We start from the raw sequence: 16,605 nt of genomic DNA on the forward strand, positions 1-16,605 counted from the left end.
GGAAAAGACTCTATCAGGCACTCGCTATCAAGTTTTGTGATTGCTAACCGATATCTCATGCGTAAGCCGTATATCGGTTCTCGGTTTTTTTGCAGTGCAAGCCTTTGGAGCCACCCGTGCGCCAGCGTTATTTCATCCTGCTCAGTATGTTTGCCAGCCTGCCGGCCATGGCTCTGACTTTCCAGACGCGGCTGGAGAATATCGAGTGGAAAGTGGAAGGTGACAAATTCGAATGCCGCCTGATCCAGCCCATTACCGATTTCGGTTCAGGAGCGTTTGTACGTCGCGCAGGAGAACAGGCCGTTTTCCGCCTCAATGCCTCTAACTCGATGCTCGGCGAGGGTTCTGCAAAACTGTTGGCAGCCGCTGCACCGTGGCAACCGGGCAGAGGGGATATTGACCTGGGGTCGGTGCGCATAGGGCGTGGGCAGATACTGTTCAACAGTTCCCAGGCTCAGGCTGCAAGTTTGTTTCGCGGGCTGCTTGAAGGGCGTAGCCCGTTGCTCAGGCACTACTCCCGAGAGGGTAGCGTCTCGGAAGTGCGCCTGTTGCCGGCAAGGTTTCGCCAGGCTTACGGGGATTACGAGGCCTGTACCGCAAAGCTTTTACCCAAAAATTTCGAACAGGTCAGGCAAAGCCGGATTGGGTTTCCTGGTGGTGGTACCGAGCTGGACGCCACTGCCCGGATCAGCTTGCAAGTCATGGTGGAATACTTGAGAGCAGACCCAACGGTCAATCACGTCTCATTGGACGGCTATTCGGACAATTTGGGTAATCGCCTGACCAATCGTGAGCTGTCACGACGCCGGGCACTGGCTGTTATGGATTACTTCAAGGAACATGGTCTGCAGGAGTCGCAGATCACGGTTCGCTTCCATGGCGAGCAATACCCGCTGGTCCCTAATAGCAACCGAGTAAATCGTGCCAAAAACCGCCGGGTCAGTGTCCGTCTGGAGCGACTTCCCATGCCAGAAAAAGCTGCTCCGGCACAGGGTGTTACCAACCCTGCAGCGATTTCCTGAGGTAGCGGTCTCGTCGCCCCTTTGACATAAACTGTCGCTTTGTCGTCTTAAGCTGTCGCGCCTCTGTAAATTAATGGATATGGGCGGTAGACTGTTCGGCTTTTCGAACAACCCGTGGAGTGATGGCATGGCGGACGTAAACAAGGTCGTTTTGGCTTATTCGGGCGGCCTGGACACTTCGGTGATCCTGAAGTGGCTGCAGGATACTTATAACTGTGAAGTCGTAACCTTTACCGCTGACCTGGGTCAGGGCGAAGAGGTCGAACCTGCACGTGCCAAGGCGCAAGCCATGGGCGTTAAGGAAATCTACATTGATGACCTGCGTGAAGAGTTTGTTCGAGACTTCGTTTTCCCGATGTTCCGTGCCAACACCGTTTACGAAGGCGAGTACCTGCTGGGTACCTCAATCGCTCGTCCGCTGATTGCTAAACGCCTGATTGAAATCGCCAACGAAACTGGTGCAGATGCCATTTCGCACGGCGCAACGGGTAAAGGGAATGACCAGGTTCGTTTTGAACTGGGCGCCTATGCCTTGAAGCCAGGGGTGAAGGTTATTGCTCCTTGGCGTGAGTGGGATTTGCTCTCCCGTGAAAAGCTGATGGATTACGCTGAAAAGCACAATATCCCGATCGAGCGTCATGGCAAGAAGAAGTCTCCTTACTCGATGGACGCCAACTTGCTGCATATCTCTTACGAGGGCGGCGTGCTGGAAGATACCTGGACCGAGCATGAAGAAGACATGTGGCGTTGGACCAAGTCGCCAGAAGACGCGCCTAACACGCCGACTTATCTGGAACTGACTTACCGCAACGGCGATATCGTTGCTCTTGACGGTGTTGAAATGACACCCGCCACCGTATTGGCAACGCTTAACCGTATCGGCGGAGAGAATGGTATCGGTCGTCTCGACATCGTTGAGAACCGTTACGTCGGCATGAAGTCCCGTGGTTGCTACGAAACCCCGGGTGGCACCATTATGTTGCGTGCTCACCGTGCCATTGAGTCGATTACTCTGGATCGTGAAGTGGCTCACCTCAAAGATGAGTTGATGCCTAAGTACGCCAGCCTGATCTACACCGGGTACTGGTGGAGCCCAGAGCGCATCATGCTGCAGCAAATGATTGATGCTTCTCAGGCCCACGTTAACGGTGTCGTTCGCCTAAAACTGTACAAAGGCAATGTGATCGTGACAGGTCGCAAGTCTGACGAGTCGTTGTTTGATGCAAACATTGCAACGTTTGAAGAAGATGGCGGAGCCTACAATCAGGCCGACGCAGCCGGCTTCATCAAGTTGAATGCCTTGCGCATGCGAATTGCGGCAAACAAAGGCCGTAAGTTGTTCTGATACGACCCGAATTAAAAAAGCCCCGGCCATTTGGTCGGGGCTTTTTTTTGCTTGGAATTCAGTAGTTTATCGAAAGAGAGGGCGGGTTTACGATGTTGAGTATATGCGTGTCAGTGTTGTAGGTGATGACGGTAGATTGAGACGTAAATAGTAGGTTTTTAGAGAGGGCAATAGAGCGCTTTAGCGTCTCTGGCGGAATGTCGGACTGCCTGTTTGTTAATAAAAAAAGCAGGTCATTTTTAGACGTGTTGTTTTTGTGCTTGTGTGGCGTTTTGCAATGCGTATGGAGTGCCTCCAGGATGTTCGATGTGTTGTTTAGTCGTTGCAGGGGTGGATGGCTAAGGTTTAACAAATGAATATTTTTAAATGCGGAGCTCTCTATGAGCACGTACTTAGGTAGCGGTCGATTTGCAGATGTGTTGTTTGTCCAGTTGGACGCTGTTGGTGTGGAATCGTAGGTTCTGTGGCCTTGTGGAAGAAAAGTAAAAGCAGGTGGGCTGAAAGAGTGAAAGCTCGTGCCGGGGTGATGATGTCGTGAACAGGCCAGCGCCGGAACTTTCGTGCTCTTGAATGTTAGCGTTTGTCCTGCATAGGCGGCAGGGGTATACGTTGTCGTTTTGGGGTGGCTGTCAGCCTTGGATAAGTCGGAAGGCGTGTAAAGTGTTTTGTTGTTGAAGTTCAAGGTCAGGAAAAATAGCGTAACTAGAAGCGTTGGGAATACAACAAGGAACCAGATGTATATATTCTGATGCTCAATATCTATATAGGGCAATGAAACGGCAGCGGAAGCCTCGGTCAACATCGAGAAAATGGCGATCACTGTGAGTGGGTTGTTGATTTTTAAATTATTTTTAATCATGAGGAAGGCCATAGTTATGTAGTTTAAAAGTGTTGGGCTAGTGAAGGATAGCTAGTGCGCGATTGCGCGGTGGACTGAAGGGCGAAGAATCTTGATTTTTATGGCAGGGTTGCTTTGAAGTTAGACGCATTTTTTTGAAATCGCAAATGGGATGTAAGTGTTACTCGTCATGTTAATGGGTGGGGCTTTTGGTTTTGTTGGTTGCTTGAATATTGTGTAGGCGTTTTGGTGTTATCTGTGGTGAGTTCTATAGGAGTGGTTAAGGCTGGGGAGTAGGGCGCTGTAAGTTTTTTATGAGTGGCTCGAGTGTGGCTGGAGGTGCGGTGTTTTAAGTTGTTTGTTGGTGGGTTTTTTTATCATTTTTTTATGTTCTTGTTCGGTCGCTTGTTTTTTGAATTGACTTGGTGTGAGTCTTTTTTTTGATATGTTTTAATTTGGGGTGTTTTCTGATTGATCTGTAGTCCTATTCTGTAAGTACAAAATTGTAATATTTTTCTCTGGAAAAATAGTAGATTTAAGTCTCGCTGGATGTTGAGAGGTTTGGGGCTGAGGTTTTGTTGATTTTTGATTGGCCTGTGTGGTGATTTCCGAACAGAGGGGATGCTCTGTAATTAAGTTATTGTTGTGCTGAGGTATTTATATATCAAGGAGGGTTTTGTAGGGAGTCAGTATTTATTTTGGGTTTTTGTTTGTTTTAAGGGTTTTCTGCTAATTGTGAGAAGGTGCGCCAGTGATCATGGGGCTTGTGTTTTAAATATTAAAGTGGTCTTGCGGTAGTGTTTTTTGCATGTGAGGCTATTTGCGTTAGCGTGAAATATAGGCTTAGTTTTAATGGGCTATTTCTGTAGGGTGATTCTTCAATATCTGTAGGAAGTGTCTTTGGTTGTTGATGCTTGGGGGGGACACTATGCCCAGGTTGTTATGACTAGGCTATTGTGCTGGTTCTAAAAATTCGAACAGCGATAAATTGGAATTGCCCATGAATAAAGTGCTGATCGTGGATGATCATCCTGTAATTCGTCTGGCTGTGCGTATGCTCATGGAACGACATGGCTATGAAGTCATCGCAGAGACGGACAATGGAGTGGATGCTTTACAGCTTGCGCGTGAGTACGCGCCTGACATTGTGATTTTGGATATAGGAATACCTAAACTTGACGGGCTTGAAGTTATAGCTCGGTTGTCTACGCCTGCAGTGCCTATTAAGGTGTTGGTGCTAACCTCACAGGCGCCAGGTCACTTCTCCATGCGCTGCATGCAGGCCGGTGCAGCAGGTTATGTGTGCAAACAGCAGGATTTAACCGAACTGTTGAGTGCAATCAAGGCTGTGCTGTCAGGCTATAGCTACTTCCCTAATCAGGCGCTGCACTCTGTGCGATCAAGTCTGGGGAATGCCAGTGAGGCTGATATGGTCAATCGGCTTTCAGGGCGCGAGATGATGGTTCTACAGCAGTTAGCAAGGGGGAAAAGTAACAAGGAAATCGCAGATGGGATGTTTCTGAGTAATAAAACGGTAAGTACCTACAAAACGCGCCTTTTATTGAAGCTCAATGCTCGCTCACTCGTTGATTTGATCGAGCTTGCACAGCGCAATGGTCTGGTATGAGGGAGGGGGGGTGAGGGTGTGATCCCCCCACCAGCCTCTGAATAAAAGCCTCCGCTAAAGGAGGCTTTTGAGGGTTTTGTGCAAGGGATTAGAGATCGTACCCATAATCTTCGAGCTCTTTTCTGAGCCGTTTTTCTTCCAGAAGCGCGTCAATAGTACGACGTTTAGCCAAATTGGTTTTAGCCACCTCGACAACAGGCTCCACGATCTCTTCCGGATCGGCGATTGCAAAATCTTCTTCTACTTCCAGTTCTTCTTTGCCAGTGCTCATTCAGTTCACTCCAGGCTAAGACAGTCAATGGCGCCCCTTATAGCGATAATCACTGCGCGGGTAAAAAAGATTTTCTCAATCGATCAGTCCATAAAATCTCTATCGGTCAATCATCAGAGGTTTTTTCCTTGAATTCGCACAGGTCTTCTATGCGACAGCTTCCACAACGAGGCTTGCGCGCCTGGCAGACGTAGCGCCCATGCAGGATGAGCCAGTGATGGGCGTCCAGCAGATACGGTTTGGGTACGTGCTTCATCAGGTTCTTTTCTACTTCCACCACATTCTTGCCTGGCGCAATTGCGGTTCGGTTGCTGACCCTGAAAATATGGGTGTCTACAGCCATTGTCAGCTGTCTGAAGGCTGTGTTGAGAACGACATTTGCAGTTTTGCGGCCTACACCAGGAAGCGCCTCAAGCTCTTCTCGCGTCTGCGGAACCTGACTGCCATGACGTTCAATCAATAAACGGCAGGTTTCAATCACGTTTTTGGCCTTGCTGTTATACAAGCCAATGGTCTTGATGTACTGCGACAGCCCATCTACTCCCAGAGCGTAGATGGCTTCTGGTGTATTGGCGACTGGAAACAATTTGGCCATTGCCTTGTTGACGCTTACGTCAGTGGCTTGAGCGGACAAAATTACCGCAATCAACAGCTCAAACGGAGATGAGTAGGCCAGCTCTGTTTTGGGCTCAGGGTTGTCTTCGTGAAACCGGCGAAATATTTCAAGGCGCTTTGCGGCATTCATGGGTAAAAACGTTTCCTGAGTAGCTGTCCGTTAAACGAAGGTTGGCTTGCCTGATGATCAAAGACCCTTCAAATATTGGCGGGGTCCAGCGCGTTAAGTATTAATTCTGCCTGTGTGACAGCCTCAGTCAAAAGCGTTAATTGAGCGTTGGGCTGCTCTTGGTTAATGGCTTTTTTAAGCTCGGCGCGACGCATGGCAAGTTGAATTTTTGCGCGTTTGAGCTCTGTGTTATTTGGCGCGGGTGCAGCGATAGAAACCTCAGGGCCAGATTCCAGTTGAGCCAAAACCTGCTCTGCTGATTCAAACTGCTTTTGCAGGATCACCAGTTGAGATTGTTGCTGTGCGGTTGGAGGATGGCCAAACGCTTTGAGCGATTTGTTTAATTGCGCACGCGCCATGGCGAGTGTGACTTTGGCCTTTTTAAGCGCAGCGTCGTTGAGGTTGGGCTGTTCTGCTGTCTGGCTCTCAAGACGAGTGCCGCTGTCAGTGGCTGCCGGAGCTCGTTGGGCGCGCGCGAGGCGTTCAGCCAGTCGATGCTGCTCTTCTCGTCGCAGCCGCTCGTCACGCAGCTCGTAGCGACGCCGGGCATGGTCACGCTTGTGGTTGCGCGCGTTGTACTGCTCTGCTTCGTGAGCGAGCCCACCGACAATCGGGATTACATTGGCAGGTAGAGGTCGCATCTCAATGCAGTCGACAGGGCAGGGGGCGACGCAGAGGTCGCAGCCGGTGCACTCATCGACGATGACAGTGTGCATGAGCTTGGCTGCGCCGAGAATGGCATCGACCGGGCAAGCCTGTATGCATTTGGTGCAGCCGATGCATTCGGCTTCACGGATATAGGCCACTTGTGGCGGGGCCGTTCCGCGCTCGGTATCCAGTGCCAGTACGGGAATATTGAGTAAGGTGGCAAGTGCTGCAATGGTTTCAGCGCCACCGGGCGGGCACTTGTTGATTGCTTCGCCTTGGGCGATGCCTTGCGCATAGGGTTTGCAGCCTGGATGGCCGCATTTTCCGCATTGAGTTTGCGGTAATAAAGCGTCAATTCGTTGAATCAGGCTCATGGTGTGATCAGTCCAGGTACGGCGGGTCGCATCTGGGGCGACGCTCAACATGCGCAAAGATAAATAAAGGCGTGGCGGTCAAGCGCACATGCAAGATCGGTCGGGTCCAGCAAATGCTGCTGATTATCCGGCATGTCGGGAAGGGCGGCCAGCGTCTGGCGACCTGCTGGCCACCAGACGTTGCAAAGGGACGGTGTTACTTGATGCGTTGACCTGGCTTGGCGCCGCTGTCCGGGCTCAGCAGGTAAATTTCTTCACCACCAGGGCCAGCAGCCATCACCATGCCTTCAGACATGCCGAAGCGCATTTTACGTGGCTTCAGGTTGGCAATCATCATGGTCAGGCGGCCTTCAAGTTCAGCCGGGTTCGGGTAAGCGCTTTTGATCCCGGAAAACACGTTGCGTTGCTCGTCGCCGATATCCAGCGTCAAGCGCAGCAGCTTATCGGCACCTTCAACAGCTTCTGCCTTGAGGATCAGCGCAACACGCAAGTCGACTGCGGCGAAGGTGTCGAACTCGATCTCTGCAGCCAGCGGTTCCTTGACCAGCTCGCCGTTACCTTGCGGTGCGGCGCTGCCGGTGTCGGTCTGGCTGGCAGCCAGGTCTTCTTTCGAGGCGTCGGTCATGGCTTGAACCTTGACCGGGTCGATACGGGTCATCAGTGGCTTGAAGGCGTTCAGCTGATGATTGACCAACAACACGTTGTGATCGTTCCAGGTCAAGGGTTCGACATTCAGGAATGCCTCAGCGTCGGTTGCGAGTACTGGCAGCACCGGTTTGAGGAAGATCACCAGTTGGCGGAACAGGTTGATGCCCAAAGCGCAGACGGCCTGAACTTCAGCTTGCTTGCCTTCGACCTTGGCCATTGCCCAAGGCGCCTTGTCAGCGATCCAGGCGTTGGCGCGGTCGGCCAGCCCCATGATTTCACGCATGGCACGCGCAAAGTCGCGGGCCTCATAGGCCTCGGCAATGCTTGGCGCGGCGGCCAGGAATGCCTCGGTCAGCTCGGGAGCGGCATTGCCCTCGACCATTACTCCGGCGTTACCCTTGTGGATAAAGCCCGCGCAACGGCTGGCGATGTTGACCACTTTACCGACCAGATCCGAGTTGACCTTCTGTACGAAGTCTTCCAGGTTCAGGTCCAGGTCATCCACGCCGCGACCGAGCTTGGAGGCGTAGTAGTAGCGCAGGTATTCCGGTGCCAGGTGATCCAGATATGTGCGGGCCTTGATAAAGGTGCCGCGCGATTTGGACATTTTCTGGCCGTTGACGGTCAAGTAGCCGTGAACGTTGATGGCGGTAGGCTTGCGATAGCCTGCACCTTCGAGCATGGCTGGCCAGAACAGGGCGTGGAAGTTGACGATGTCCTTGCCGATAAAGTGGTACAGCTCGGCGGTGGAGTCCTTGGCCCAGTACGCGTCGAAGTCCAGTTCAGGACGGCGTGCGCAGAGGTTCTTGAAGCTGGCCATGTAGCCGATAGGTGCATCCAGCCAAACGTAGAAGTACTTGCCTGGTGCGTCCGGGATCTCGAAGCCGAAGTACGGCGCATCACGGGAGATATCCCACTGTTGCAGGCCGGCATCCAGCCATTCGGCGATCTTGTTGGCTACTGCATCTTGCAGGGCGCCGCTGCGGGTCCAGCTTTTGAGCATGGCGTCGAAGTCGGGCAACTTGAAGAAGAAATGTTCGGAATCCTTGAGCACCGGAGTGGCGCCTGAGATTGCCGACTTCGGGTTCTTCAGGTCGGTAGGTGCGTAGGTGGCACCGCATTTTTCGCAGTTGTCGCCGTACTGATCTTCAGTGCCGCATTTAGGGCAGGTGCCCTTGATGAAGCGATCGGCCAGGAACATTTTCTTTTCCGGGTCGAAGTACTGGGTGATCGAACGGGTGGCGATATGCCCAGCTTCGCGCAGCTTTATGTAAATCGCACTCGACAGCTCACGGTTTTCTTCGGCGTGGGTCGAATGAAAGTTATCAAAATCGACGAGGAACTCGGCAAAGTCGGCGCTGTGTTCAGCCTGGACATTGGCGATCAGTTGCTCGGGGGTGATGCCTTCTTTCTCGGCGCGCAACATGATGGCCGAGCCGTGGGCGTCGTCTGCGCAGACATAGGTGCATTGATTGCCGCGCAGCTTCTGGAAGCGCACCCACATATCGGTCTGGATGTACTCAAGCATATGGCCAAGGTGAATTGAACCATTGGCATAGGGCAGGGCGCTGGTGACGAGGATCTTGCGTGGCTCGGACATGGGGCTCGGCTACTTGATGAGACGGTGGTCGGCCACTATAAAGCGCCGAGCAATATATTTCACCCTGTGGTCGCGTATCTGATCGTTTGTGCTGTTTTTGATCATTTCAAAAGCCTGCTGCCTGCGGTTTATTACAGGTAGGATAGCGGCCTGTTTTACTCAGTCTTTACGGGAGTTGCCCATGAGCGCAGTCAATCGCGCAGCGGTGGAGGCCGTCCTCCGCCAGTACACCGACCCTTATTTGAATCAGGATCCGGTGAGTGCCGGATGCATCCGCAATATTGAAATTCAGGGCGAACGCGTCAGTGTTCAGCTCGAGTTGGGCTATGCCGCCGGCTTGTTCAAAAGCGGGTGGGCGCAAATTCTGCAAATGGCCATCGAGAATATGGATGGCGTGACCTCGGCCAAGGTTGAAGTCAATTGCGTGATTGCTGCGCACAAGGCCCAGGCGCAAATCCCGGGTCTGGCCAATGTGAAGAACATCGTTGCCGTAGCTTCTGGCAAGGGTGGGGTGGGTAAATCCACTACTGCAGCCAACCTGGCACTGGCGCTGGCTCGTGAAGGTGCGCGGGTCGGGATTCTGGATGCAGATATCTATGGTCCGAGCCAGGGCGTGATGTTTGGCATCGCTGAAGGCACCCGGCCGAAGATTCGCGATCAAAAGTGGTTTGTGCCCATTGAAGCCCATGGCGTTGAAGTCATGTCGATGGCGTTTCTGACCGACGACAATACGCCGATGGTCTGGCGCGGTCCGATGGTGTCGGGTGCGCTGCTGCAGCTAGTGACGCAAACGGCCTGGAACGACCTTGATTACCTGGTTATTGATATGCCGCCGGGTACCGGTGATATCCAGTTGACCCTGGCGCAGAAAGTCCCGGTAACGGGATCGGTGATTGTGACCACTCCGCAGGATTTGGCCTTGCTGGACGCGCGCAAGGGTGTCGAGATGTTCCGCAAGGTGAACATTCCGGTGCTGGGCGTAGTGGAGAATATGGCGGTACACATTTGCTCGAACTGTGGTCATGCAGAGCATCTGTTTGGCGAGGGCGGTGGCGAGAAGCTGGCGACTCAATATGGCGTTGAGGTACTGGCCTCGCTGCCGTTGTCGATGGAAATCCGCGAGCAGGCCGATAACGGCAAGCCAACGGCGATTGCCGACCCAAATAGCCCGATTGCACTGATCTATCAGGAATTGGCCCGTCAGGTGGGCGCACGTATTGTTTTGCATGAAGCTGCTTCGCAGGCCATGCCGACCATTACCACCAGCGACGACTGATTCTTGCTTGATACGGGTTTGCCTGATGCATCGAGGTGATGCTATCGCGGGCAAGCCCGGCTCCCACTGGAATTGCCATACCCATGACAGCGGGTATTGGTGGGGGCAGGTTATTACGGGCATAAAAAAACCCCGCTTTTAAGGGCGGGGTTTTTTACTGGATCAGAACAAGTTAGATAACTTGAACTTCCTCAGCTTGCATGCCTTTCTGACCGCGGGTAGCGATGAAAGAAACCTGTTGGCCTTCTTTCAGGCTTTTGAAGCCGTCGGATTGGATTGCTTTGAAGTGAACAAACAGGTCGTCACCGGATTGTGGAGTGATGAAGCCGAAGCCTTTTTCATCGTTGAACCACTTAACGGTACCAGTTTGGCGATTAGACATGGTGTAACTCCTTGAACAAAGATAACTGCGACGCAGGAAAAGCCCTGGCCGAGACTGAGTGCAAAGAGCAGGAAAAATTCTTGGAGATGGTTGGATCGAAATTCAACATATCGTGTAGAGATTCTCAGTGACACAAGCAACACAGTGGCGCCACCTTAACGCTTTTTTACGAACGTGCAAAGGGTCTTTGCGAAGGATTGTTTAAAAACGTGACTGACGGTTGCCTCTGCGCCCTGTATTCACGGCATCTACAGCTATTTTTGATATTTTTGTCCCATACTTTTGAACCGGACCCTAGGGGGCGGTAAGATGCCCGACAGAATTTTCTACCTCGCTATTCAGGACACCCGCCATGAGCATCAAACCGGACAAGTGGATTCGCCGCATGGCGCAAGAGCACGGCATGATCGAACCTTTCGTCGAGCGTCAGGTGCGTGAAGAAGGCGAAAACCGCCTGATTTCCTACGGCGTATCGAGTTACGGCTACGACGTTCGTTGCGCAAATGAATTCAAAGTGTTCACCAATATCAATTCGGCGACCGTTGATCCGAAGAACTTCGACGCGGGCAGCTTTGTTGATGTCATCAGCGACGTGTGCATCATTCCGCCCAACTCCTTCGCGCTGGCGCGCACCGTTGAGTACTTCCGTATTCCACGTAACGTTCTGACCATCTGCCTGGGTAAAAGCACCTACGCACGTTGCGGCATCATCGTTAACGTGACGCCGCTTGAGCCCGAGTGGGAAGGCCATGTAACGCTGGAGTTCTCCAACACCACGACATTGCCAGCCAAGATTTACGCCAACGAAGGCGTGGCGCAGATGCTGTTCTTCGAATCGGATGAAGAGTGTGAAGTGTCGTACAAGGACCGTGGCGGCAAGTATCAGGGCCAGCGCGGCGTGACTTTGCCACGCACCTGACGAACAGAAGGAATTCTTGAGCGATAAAGCACTCTATTGAGTGTATTTCCGGTTACGCATCCAGCGAGCCGGATCATCGCTCAGGAGTGCCTCATGAAGATTGATCCGAGTATCCGCGCCCAAATGGCAAGCCTTGAGCCTAATCAGGTAGGGTTACTGGCGTGGTCTCTGCTCGCCTTTCCCGAGTTACATGCAGGTGGCATCCCCGGCCAGCCTGACCCTGATACCCCGCAACCGATCGAACCGGAGCCAGGCGTGCCCACACTGCCTGACGAGCCACCACCTGCCCCGATTGCCTGAACCTGTATTGCCTCAAGGAGAGAGCAGATAACCACTGCGATAAGCTTCTTGGCCCGCCACGTGGGCAATCACCATGCCTGCGGTGGCCATTCGCTGAAGCGTGCGGGCGTAGAGCAATCCAGCGTTGGTACAGTACACCGGGGTCAGTCGGTCGCTGATCGGGTCAATGACCTCTGCAATCAGTTGGCCAGCGTTGAGGTAGTCCCCAGGTTTGGCACTGAACACCAGTAACCCGCCAACAGGGGTCGCTACTGGCTCTACGCCAGCCAGGGGCGTCGCGGGGTAGAGCAGGGCAGGCAAAGGGCTGGACTCACCGTCAATCGCGCCAAAATCGATCAGGTAGTCAATCAGCGCCTGACAGTCGTGCTCGGCATGCTTGTGGCTGACGTCGCCCAGACCACGCAATTCCAACGTGACGGAAAAACCACCTTGCGGAATGGCGAAACAATGCTCGAAACGTTGTTGTAATTTCCACCACAGCAGGGTGAAACACTCATCGAACGACAGACCGCCGGAGTCCGTCGCCAGCAGGCTGGCTTGGGCTCCGAGGTAGCGCGCCAGCGGTTCGACCTGCTGCCAGGCCTCGGGGGTGGTGTACAGATGAGCCACAGCCTCATAGTCGCAATGCAGATCGAGCACCACATCAGCGTCGCAGGCCAGCGTTTGCAATATCAGGCGTTGCGAATGCAGCTGTGTTGTTGGCACTTGCGCGGCCAACACCTCGCGTAAGTGGCGACGAATCAACTGCAGATTGTGCGCGGGATCGTTGTTTAACTTTCCTTCAAGCTCATCACCGATTTGCTCACTGAGATCCAGGAAGTTTCGATTGAAATTTTGCCCGCTTTGCAGCTCATAACGGCCCAGCGGGATATCCATCAGCACCTGGTCCAGGCCCGCCGGATTGGCCACCGGTACCAGCACTATTTCACTCCGCAGTCGCCCCGCCGCTTCCAGTTCGGCCAGGCGCTGCTTGAGGTGCCAGGCCACCAGCATGCCCGGCAGCTCATCAGCATGCAGCGAGGCCTGAATATAGACCTTGCCCTGCGGCAGGGAAGGTCCGTAGTGAAAGCTGTGAATATGCCGTTCAGTACCCGGGACAGGCGCCAGCAAGGGGTGAATTTGATGTCGCTGCATGGTGACGTCCTTGTGAGCCGGGTGGGACAGCGCTTGCCAGCCATTTGTGCAGTAAAGGTCAGTTACTTTCCGGGCACCAGGGTCAGGCGGGTCTTGCCGTAGGCTTTGTCGAAGTTCTGCGGCTGCATCGGGAAGCTGATGTACTGCCCTTTGAGCCACGGGTCTATGCCGTCGGTGTAGTGCGGGCTGGCCGGGTTGCTGGATTGCCCGGTGCTGTTTTGCCCCATCATCGGTTCGATTTGCCCGAAGTCGACGATCATGCGCATTGCCGGAATCAGCGTAGCGTCGAAGCTTGAGCCCGCGATGTTGTAAGCCGCGGTGTTCAGCGTGGTGTGATCGCCGCCTGCCATGACCGGGCCGTAAACCGTCTGGCCATTGGCATTACTCCACACGTAGCGATGTAACTTGCCCCACTGCCACGCCCTGTGGTCGCTGCCCAGCAACGTGTCGCCGGTGCTGATGGCGCCAGCCAGGCTGCGGGCCAGAATGGCTGGTTTGTCTTCTTTTTGCGGGGTGCGGATGTCGTCCCAGAAGGGGCTGTCCTCGCGGCCGAGCAAGTGGTCTGCCAGAGCCGAGTACGACAGATTGCTGTTGGCGACAAATGCCTTCCAGCTGGCGCTGCTCTCGGGGCCCAGTTCATCAAGGAAGATTTGCCGGGTACTTTCCTGCAAAAACAGTTCGTACAAGGCTGCATCGGCCGAGGTAGGGCTGAGTTTTCCGTCGAAAGCCATCAATCGGCCAAGAGCTTCGCGGGCTTTCGCCTGCTCGGCTGCGGGCATTGCCGCGATCGCCTGTTTGAGTGGTTGCGCCATTCCGGGTGCGGCCAGCATGGTTTTCAGCTTGGCCGCAAACAGGGTGGTTTGGTCGTACTGCATCGCGATCATGCTGCGTGCATCCTGCTTGCCGCTGCCTGCCAACTGCGCAAGGCGCTCGCCGCGTTCAGGCGCTAGCCACGAGTTGGACAGTTGCATGCCGTAGCCATAGGCGGCCGTGCGCTGGTTGGCCGTGCCCAGCCAGCCTTGGGCCGGGTCCTGATCGTAGGGGTGCAGCATCGGGTCGGCGTAACCCTCCCAGTCGTAGCGGCTGTCCCAGCCCGGGGACGGGAACAGGCCAAGGCCTTCGCGGCGATTGGGGTAGAGCCCGGTCACTTGCCAGCCAATGTGATTGGCGTCGGCGTACATTAAATTCAGCGCTACAGCGCGGATTTCGCGACTGGCGTCCGAGGCTTTTTCGCTGTCCTGGGCGCGGGACAGGTCGAAAAATGCATCAAGCGACTTGTCGCCCTTCAAGTCCGGTGTTTGCAGGGCAAGGCCAAGGCTGCTGTTCAGCGCATTGGGGCTGCCTACGGCGCTATTGAGCAGCGGCCCGTGGCGGGTTTCGTAAATGGCCTCGCGAATCGGGCGCTGGCCTTTGACGAAGAAGGTTTCGTTGCGCACCGTTGCCGGTAGCCATTTTCCGTCAGCCAAGTAGTACAGACTGTTGCCTTGGCGTTTGAGTTTTTCCAGGAACACGTCCTGGTTGTCGCCCATGGCCATGCTCATGCCCCATGCCACCTTGCCGTTGAAACCGGCAAACAGGGTCGGCAAGCCTGCGATGGTTGCCCCCGCAGCCTGATATTTAGGCGCGCGAATTTGCACGTAAGTCCATGCCGAAGGTACGCCGATGGGCTGGTGGATATCGTTGGCCAGCAGGCTTTTGCCACTGCGGCTGCGCTGCGGGCCAATTGCCCAGTCACTCGCTGCTGTAACCCCGGGCAGGCTCAGTTGTGTCACCTGTTCAAGGGCTTGGGCCACTGCATTCAAACCTTGCAGCTGGCTACCCAGGGCCAGGCCTTTGAGCTTGTCGGCTTCGCCGGTGGGCAGGGCTTCGTTGGGATAGGTCGGTGTCAGCCACGCCAGTTTTTCAGTACCGGCTTTTTGTGCCAGTACCAGCGAGTTGAGTTCTTCTTGCAGATTGACCGACATCCCGAAGTTCAGCAGGCTGAAAATCAGCGCCGAGTCTTCAGGTTTCCAGTATTCGACTGTATAGCTGGCTTGCGCGAGATCAGCCGGGAGCTTGTCGCGGTAGCGAAACAGGTAGGCGTTGACCCCACGGGCGTAGACCTCGAAAAACTTTTTAAGGCGCGGGGACGAACTTTTATACAGTTCGTCAGCGTTCTTTTTCAGATTGATGCTGCGCATCAACCGGTCGCTTTCCAATGCATCGGCACCGTTCAACTCGGCCAGCCTGCCTTGTGCCAGCAAGCGCAAGCGCACCATCTGGCTGATACGGTCGCCGGCGTGTACGTAACCCAAGGTGAACAGGGCGTCATGAAAACTGCTGCTTTCGATCAGCGGCATACCCTGGCTGTTGCGGCGTACCGAGACATTTTGCGCCAGCCCTTTGAGCGGTTGCATGCCAGAGGTTGGCACCAGGCTTTCAACGGAATGAGTGTTTATCTGGCAACCGGTCAAGCCCAACAGGCTGGCCACTGCCGCGGCAACGCCGAACCGGGGTAGAAAATGAGTAAGGGCTGGCGAGGCCATGGCAAAGCTCCTGCGGGGGTGGTGTCATCGAAAGCCGCTACGTTAGTGAGGCCGATGACACCGTGCAAGCGCTATCTTGGGGTGTTGAAGTGCCTTGCCGTGCGCGAAAACTGTAGCCGCTGCCCAATGCTGCGATAAGGTCCTAAGGGCCTTCACATCACAGAGCCGCTCCGCGGCCCATCGCAGCCTGCGGCAGCGGCTACACACAGCCTGATTTGGTTACTTGGGCGGGTTGATTTTATCTACCAGCGCGTAGGCACGTTCTGTTGCTGGGCGCGCCTTGACGCGGTGGAACCACACCTTCAATGCCGGGAAGTCATCCAGGTTCTGGCCCTGGAATTCATGGGGCACGATCCACGGGTAAATCGCCATATCAGCGATGCTGTACTCGGCTCCAGCGACAAATTCCCGGCCTTCCAGCTGTTTGTTCAAAACGCGATACAGGCGGGCGGTTTCATCGGTGTAGCGTTTGATCGCATAAGGGATTTTTTCAGGCGCGAAGCGATTGAAGTGATGATTTTGCCCGGCCATTGGCCCCAGGCCGCCCATCTGCCAGAACAGCCACTGCAGTGCCATTTGCCGACCGCGCAGATCCTGGGGCAAAAACTGCCCGGTTTTTTCCGCGAGGTATAACAGGATGGCGCCGGATTCAAACAGCGACAGCGGTTCGCCGCCATCTGCCGGTGCCTGATCGACAATGGCCGGAATACGATTGTTCGGGGCAATCTTGAGAAAATCCGCAGCAAACTGTTCGTTTTTGCCGATATTGATCGGGTGAACCTTGTAGGGCAGGCCAGCTTCTTCAAGAAACAATGAGACTTTGTGGCCGTTGGGCGTGGTCCAGTAATAAAGATCGATCATGAAGGGCTCCAGAAGGGGATTTTCACGCAGCTACATGGGCTGTCAGTTTTA

At 54.3% G+C, this 16,605-nt stretch carries 15 protein-coding genes; 6 read left to right on the top strand and 9 right to left on the bottom strand.

What is annotated here, in order from left to right; translation table 11 throughout:
- Positions 1 to 116: 116 nt before the first annotated feature.
- Both V6L79_RS08300 and V6L79_RS08305 read left to right on the top strand, forming a co-directional pair.
- The gene (locus tag V6L79_RS08300; protein ID WP_338580076.1) at positions 117 to 1,022 is read left to right on the top strand and encodes an OmpA family protein; all 906 of its coding nucleotides are present in this window, start codon (positions 117 to 119) and stop codon (positions 1,020 to 1,022) included.
- Between the two features lie 127 nt (positions 1,023 to 1,149).
- Positions 1,150 to 2,367: an argininosuccinate synthase gene (locus V6L79_RS08305; RefSeq protein ID WP_133075884.1), complete on the top strand. Its 1,218-nt coding sequence runs from the start codon at positions 1,150 to 1,152 to the stop codon at positions 2,365 to 2,367.
- A 58-nt stretch (positions 2,368 to 2,425) separates the two neighbouring features.
- Here the strand turns inward: V6L79_RS08305 and V6L79_RS08310 are convergent, their stop codons facing one another.
- On the bottom strand, positions 2,426 to 3,226 hold the full coding sequence (locus V6L79_RS08310) for a hypothetical protein (RefSeq protein WP_321836592.1): 801 nt from the start codon (positions 3,224 to 3,226) through the stop codon (positions 2,426 to 2,428).
- Positions 3,227 to 4,205: 979 nt separating this feature from the next.
- On the opposite strand from V6L79_RS08310, the gene V6L79_RS08315 reads away from it, so the two are divergent.
- Complete coding sequence (locus V6L79_RS08315; RefSeq protein ID WP_029611271.1) at positions 4,206 to 4,832, top strand: response regulator transcription factor; 627 nt, start codon at positions 4,206 to 4,208, stop codon at positions 4,830 to 4,832.
- A gap of 88 nt (positions 4,833 to 4,920) precedes the next feature.
- On the opposite strand, the gene V6L79_RS08320 is transcribed toward V6L79_RS08315, so the two are convergent.
- The 4 genes from V6L79_RS08320 to metG form a co-directional block, all read right to left on the bottom strand.
- Entirely contained in the window at positions 4,921 to 5,103 is a 183-nt protein-coding gene (locus V6L79_RS08320; protein WP_321835904.1) for a PA3496 family putative envelope integrity protein, read from the bottom strand.
- A 106-nt stretch (positions 5,104 to 5,209) separates the two neighbouring features.
- Positions 5,210 to 5,848 (bottom strand): endonuclease III, encoded by a 639-nt coding sequence (nth, locus tag V6L79_RS08325; RefSeq protein WP_261741138.1) that lies wholly within the window; start codon positions 5,846 to 5,848, stop codon positions 5,210 to 5,212.
- A gap of 68 nt (positions 5,849 to 5,916) precedes the next feature.
- Positions 5,917 to 6,909: an electron transport complex subunit RsxB gene (rsxB, locus tag V6L79_RS08330; protein ID WP_338580077.1), complete on the bottom strand. Its 993-nt coding sequence runs from the start codon at positions 6,907 to 6,909 to the stop codon at positions 5,917 to 5,919.
- A gap of 196 nt (positions 6,910 to 7,105) precedes the next feature.
- Positions 7,106 to 9,157 carry a methionine--tRNA ligase gene (gene metG, locus V6L79_RS08335; RefSeq protein WP_261741140.1) on the bottom strand — a complete coding sequence of 684 codons (2,052 nt, stop codon included), beginning with the start codon at positions 9,155 to 9,157 and terminating at the stop codon, positions 7,106 to 7,108.
- 181 nt (positions 9,158 to 9,338) lie between these two features.
- Between metG and apbC the strand changes: the two genes are divergently transcribed.
- Positions 9,339 to 10,433 carry an iron-sulfur cluster carrier protein ApbC gene (gene apbC / locus V6L79_RS08340; RefSeq protein WP_321836593.1) on the top strand — a complete coding sequence of 365 codons (1,095 nt, stop codon included), beginning with the start codon at positions 9,339 to 9,341 and terminating at the stop codon, positions 10,431 to 10,433.
- A gap of 172 nt (positions 10,434 to 10,605) precedes the next feature.
- On the opposite strand, the gene V6L79_RS08345 is transcribed toward apbC, so the two are convergent.
- Positions 10,606 to 10,815 carry a cold-shock protein gene (locus tag V6L79_RS08345; protein ID WP_002554837.1) on the bottom strand — a complete coding sequence of 70 codons (210 nt, stop codon included), beginning with the start codon at positions 10,813 to 10,815 and terminating at the stop codon, positions 10,606 to 10,608.
- A gap of 352 nt (positions 10,816 to 11,167) precedes the next feature.
- Here V6L79_RS08345 and dcd point away from each other — a divergent pair, with 352 nt between their 5' ends.
- Together dcd and V6L79_RS08355 are read left to right on the top strand one after the other, a co-directional pair.
- Entirely contained in the window at positions 11,168 to 11,734 is a 567-nt protein-coding gene (gene dcd / locus V6L79_RS08350; RefSeq protein WP_048359020.1) for a dCTP deaminase, read from the top strand.
- 93 nt (positions 11,735 to 11,827) lie between these two features.
- Positions 11,828 to 12,034: a hypothetical protein gene (locus tag V6L79_RS08355; protein ID WP_261741142.1), complete on the top strand. Its 207-nt coding sequence runs from the start codon at positions 11,828 to 11,830 to the stop codon at positions 12,032 to 12,034.
- 12 nt (positions 12,035 to 12,046) lie between these two features.
- On the opposite strand, the gene V6L79_RS08360 is transcribed toward V6L79_RS08355, so the two are convergent.
- From V6L79_RS08360 to V6L79_RS08370, 3 genes are all read right to left on the bottom strand, one after another.
- Positions 12,047 to 13,168 carry a succinylglutamate desuccinylase/aspartoacylase family protein gene (locus V6L79_RS08360; RefSeq protein ID WP_321836594.1) on the bottom strand — a complete coding sequence of 374 codons (1,122 nt, stop codon included), beginning with the start codon at positions 13,166 to 13,168 and terminating at the stop codon, positions 12,047 to 12,049.
- Positions 13,169 to 13,230: 62 nt separating this feature from the next.
- Positions 13,231 to 15,693, bottom strand: coding sequence for a penicillin acylase family protein (locus V6L79_RS08365; RefSeq protein ID WP_338580078.1), 2,463 nt, complete (start codon positions 15,691 to 15,693; stop codon positions 13,231 to 13,233).
- 219 nt (positions 15,694 to 15,912) lie between these two features.
- The gene (locus V6L79_RS08370) at positions 15,913 to 16,554 is read right to left on the bottom strand and encodes a glutathione S-transferase N-terminal domain-containing protein (protein WP_261741145.1); all 642 of its coding nucleotides are present in this window, start codon (positions 16,552 to 16,554) and stop codon (positions 15,913 to 15,915) included.
- Positions 16,555 to 16,605 lie beyond the last annotated feature (51 nt).

This window comes from Pseudomonas sp. ML2-2023-6 (assembly GCF_037055265.1).
Classification (GTDB): Bacteria; Pseudomonadota; Gammaproteobacteria; order Pseudomonadales; family Pseudomonadaceae; genus Aquipseudomonas; species Aquipseudomonas kulmbachensis.

Coding starts and splice junctions, on each gene's coding strand:
- V6L79_RS08370 (WP_261741145.1), bottom strand. CDS start 16,554: ATGATCGATCTTTATTACTGGACCACGCCCAACGGCCACAAAGTCTCA.
- nth (WP_261741138.1), bottom strand. CDS start 5,848: ATGAATGCCGCAAAGCGCCTTGAAATATTTCGCCGGTTTCACGAAGAC.
- V6L79_RS08365 (WP_338580078.1), bottom strand. CDS start 15,693: ATGGCCTCGCCAGCCCTTACTCATTTTCTACCCCGGTTCGGCGTTGCC.
- V6L79_RS08310 (WP_321836592.1), bottom strand. CDS start 3,226: ATGATTAAAAATAATTTAAAAATCAACAACCCACTCACAGTGATCGCC.
- V6L79_RS08305 (WP_133075884.1), top strand. CDS start 1,150: ATGGCGGACGTAAACAAGGTCGTTTTGGCTTATTCGGGCGGCCTGGAC.
- apbC (WP_321836593.1), top strand. CDS start 9,339: ATGAGCGCAGTCAATCGCGCAGCGGTGGAGGCCGTCCTCCGCCAGTAC.
- rsxB (WP_338580077.1), bottom strand. CDS start 6,909: ATGAGCCTGATTCAACGAATTGACGCTTTATTACCGCAAACTCAATGC.
- V6L79_RS08360 (WP_321836594.1), bottom strand. CDS start 13,168: ATGCAGCGACATCAAATTCACCCCTTGCTGGCGCCTGTCCCGGGTACT.
- metG (WP_261741140.1), bottom strand. CDS start 9,157: ATGTCCGAGCCACGCAAGATCCTCGTCACCAGCGCCCTGCCCTATGCC.
- V6L79_RS08320 (WP_321835904.1), bottom strand. CDS start 5,103: ATGAGCACTGGCAAAGAAGAACTGGAAGTAGAAGAAGATTTTGCAATC.
- dcd (WP_048359020.1), top strand. CDS start 11,168: ATGAGCATCAAACCGGACAAGTGGATTCGCCGCATGGCGCAAGAGCAC.
- V6L79_RS08345 (WP_002554837.1), bottom strand. CDS start 10,815: ATGTCTAATCGCCAAACTGGTACCGTTAAGTGGTTCAACGATGAAAAA.
- V6L79_RS08315 (WP_029611271.1), top strand. CDS start 4,206: ATGAATAAAGTGCTGATCGTGGATGATCATCCTGTAATTCGTCTGGCT.
- V6L79_RS08355 (WP_261741142.1), top strand. CDS start 11,828: ATGAAGATTGATCCGAGTATCCGCGCCCAAATGGCAAGCCTTGAGCCT.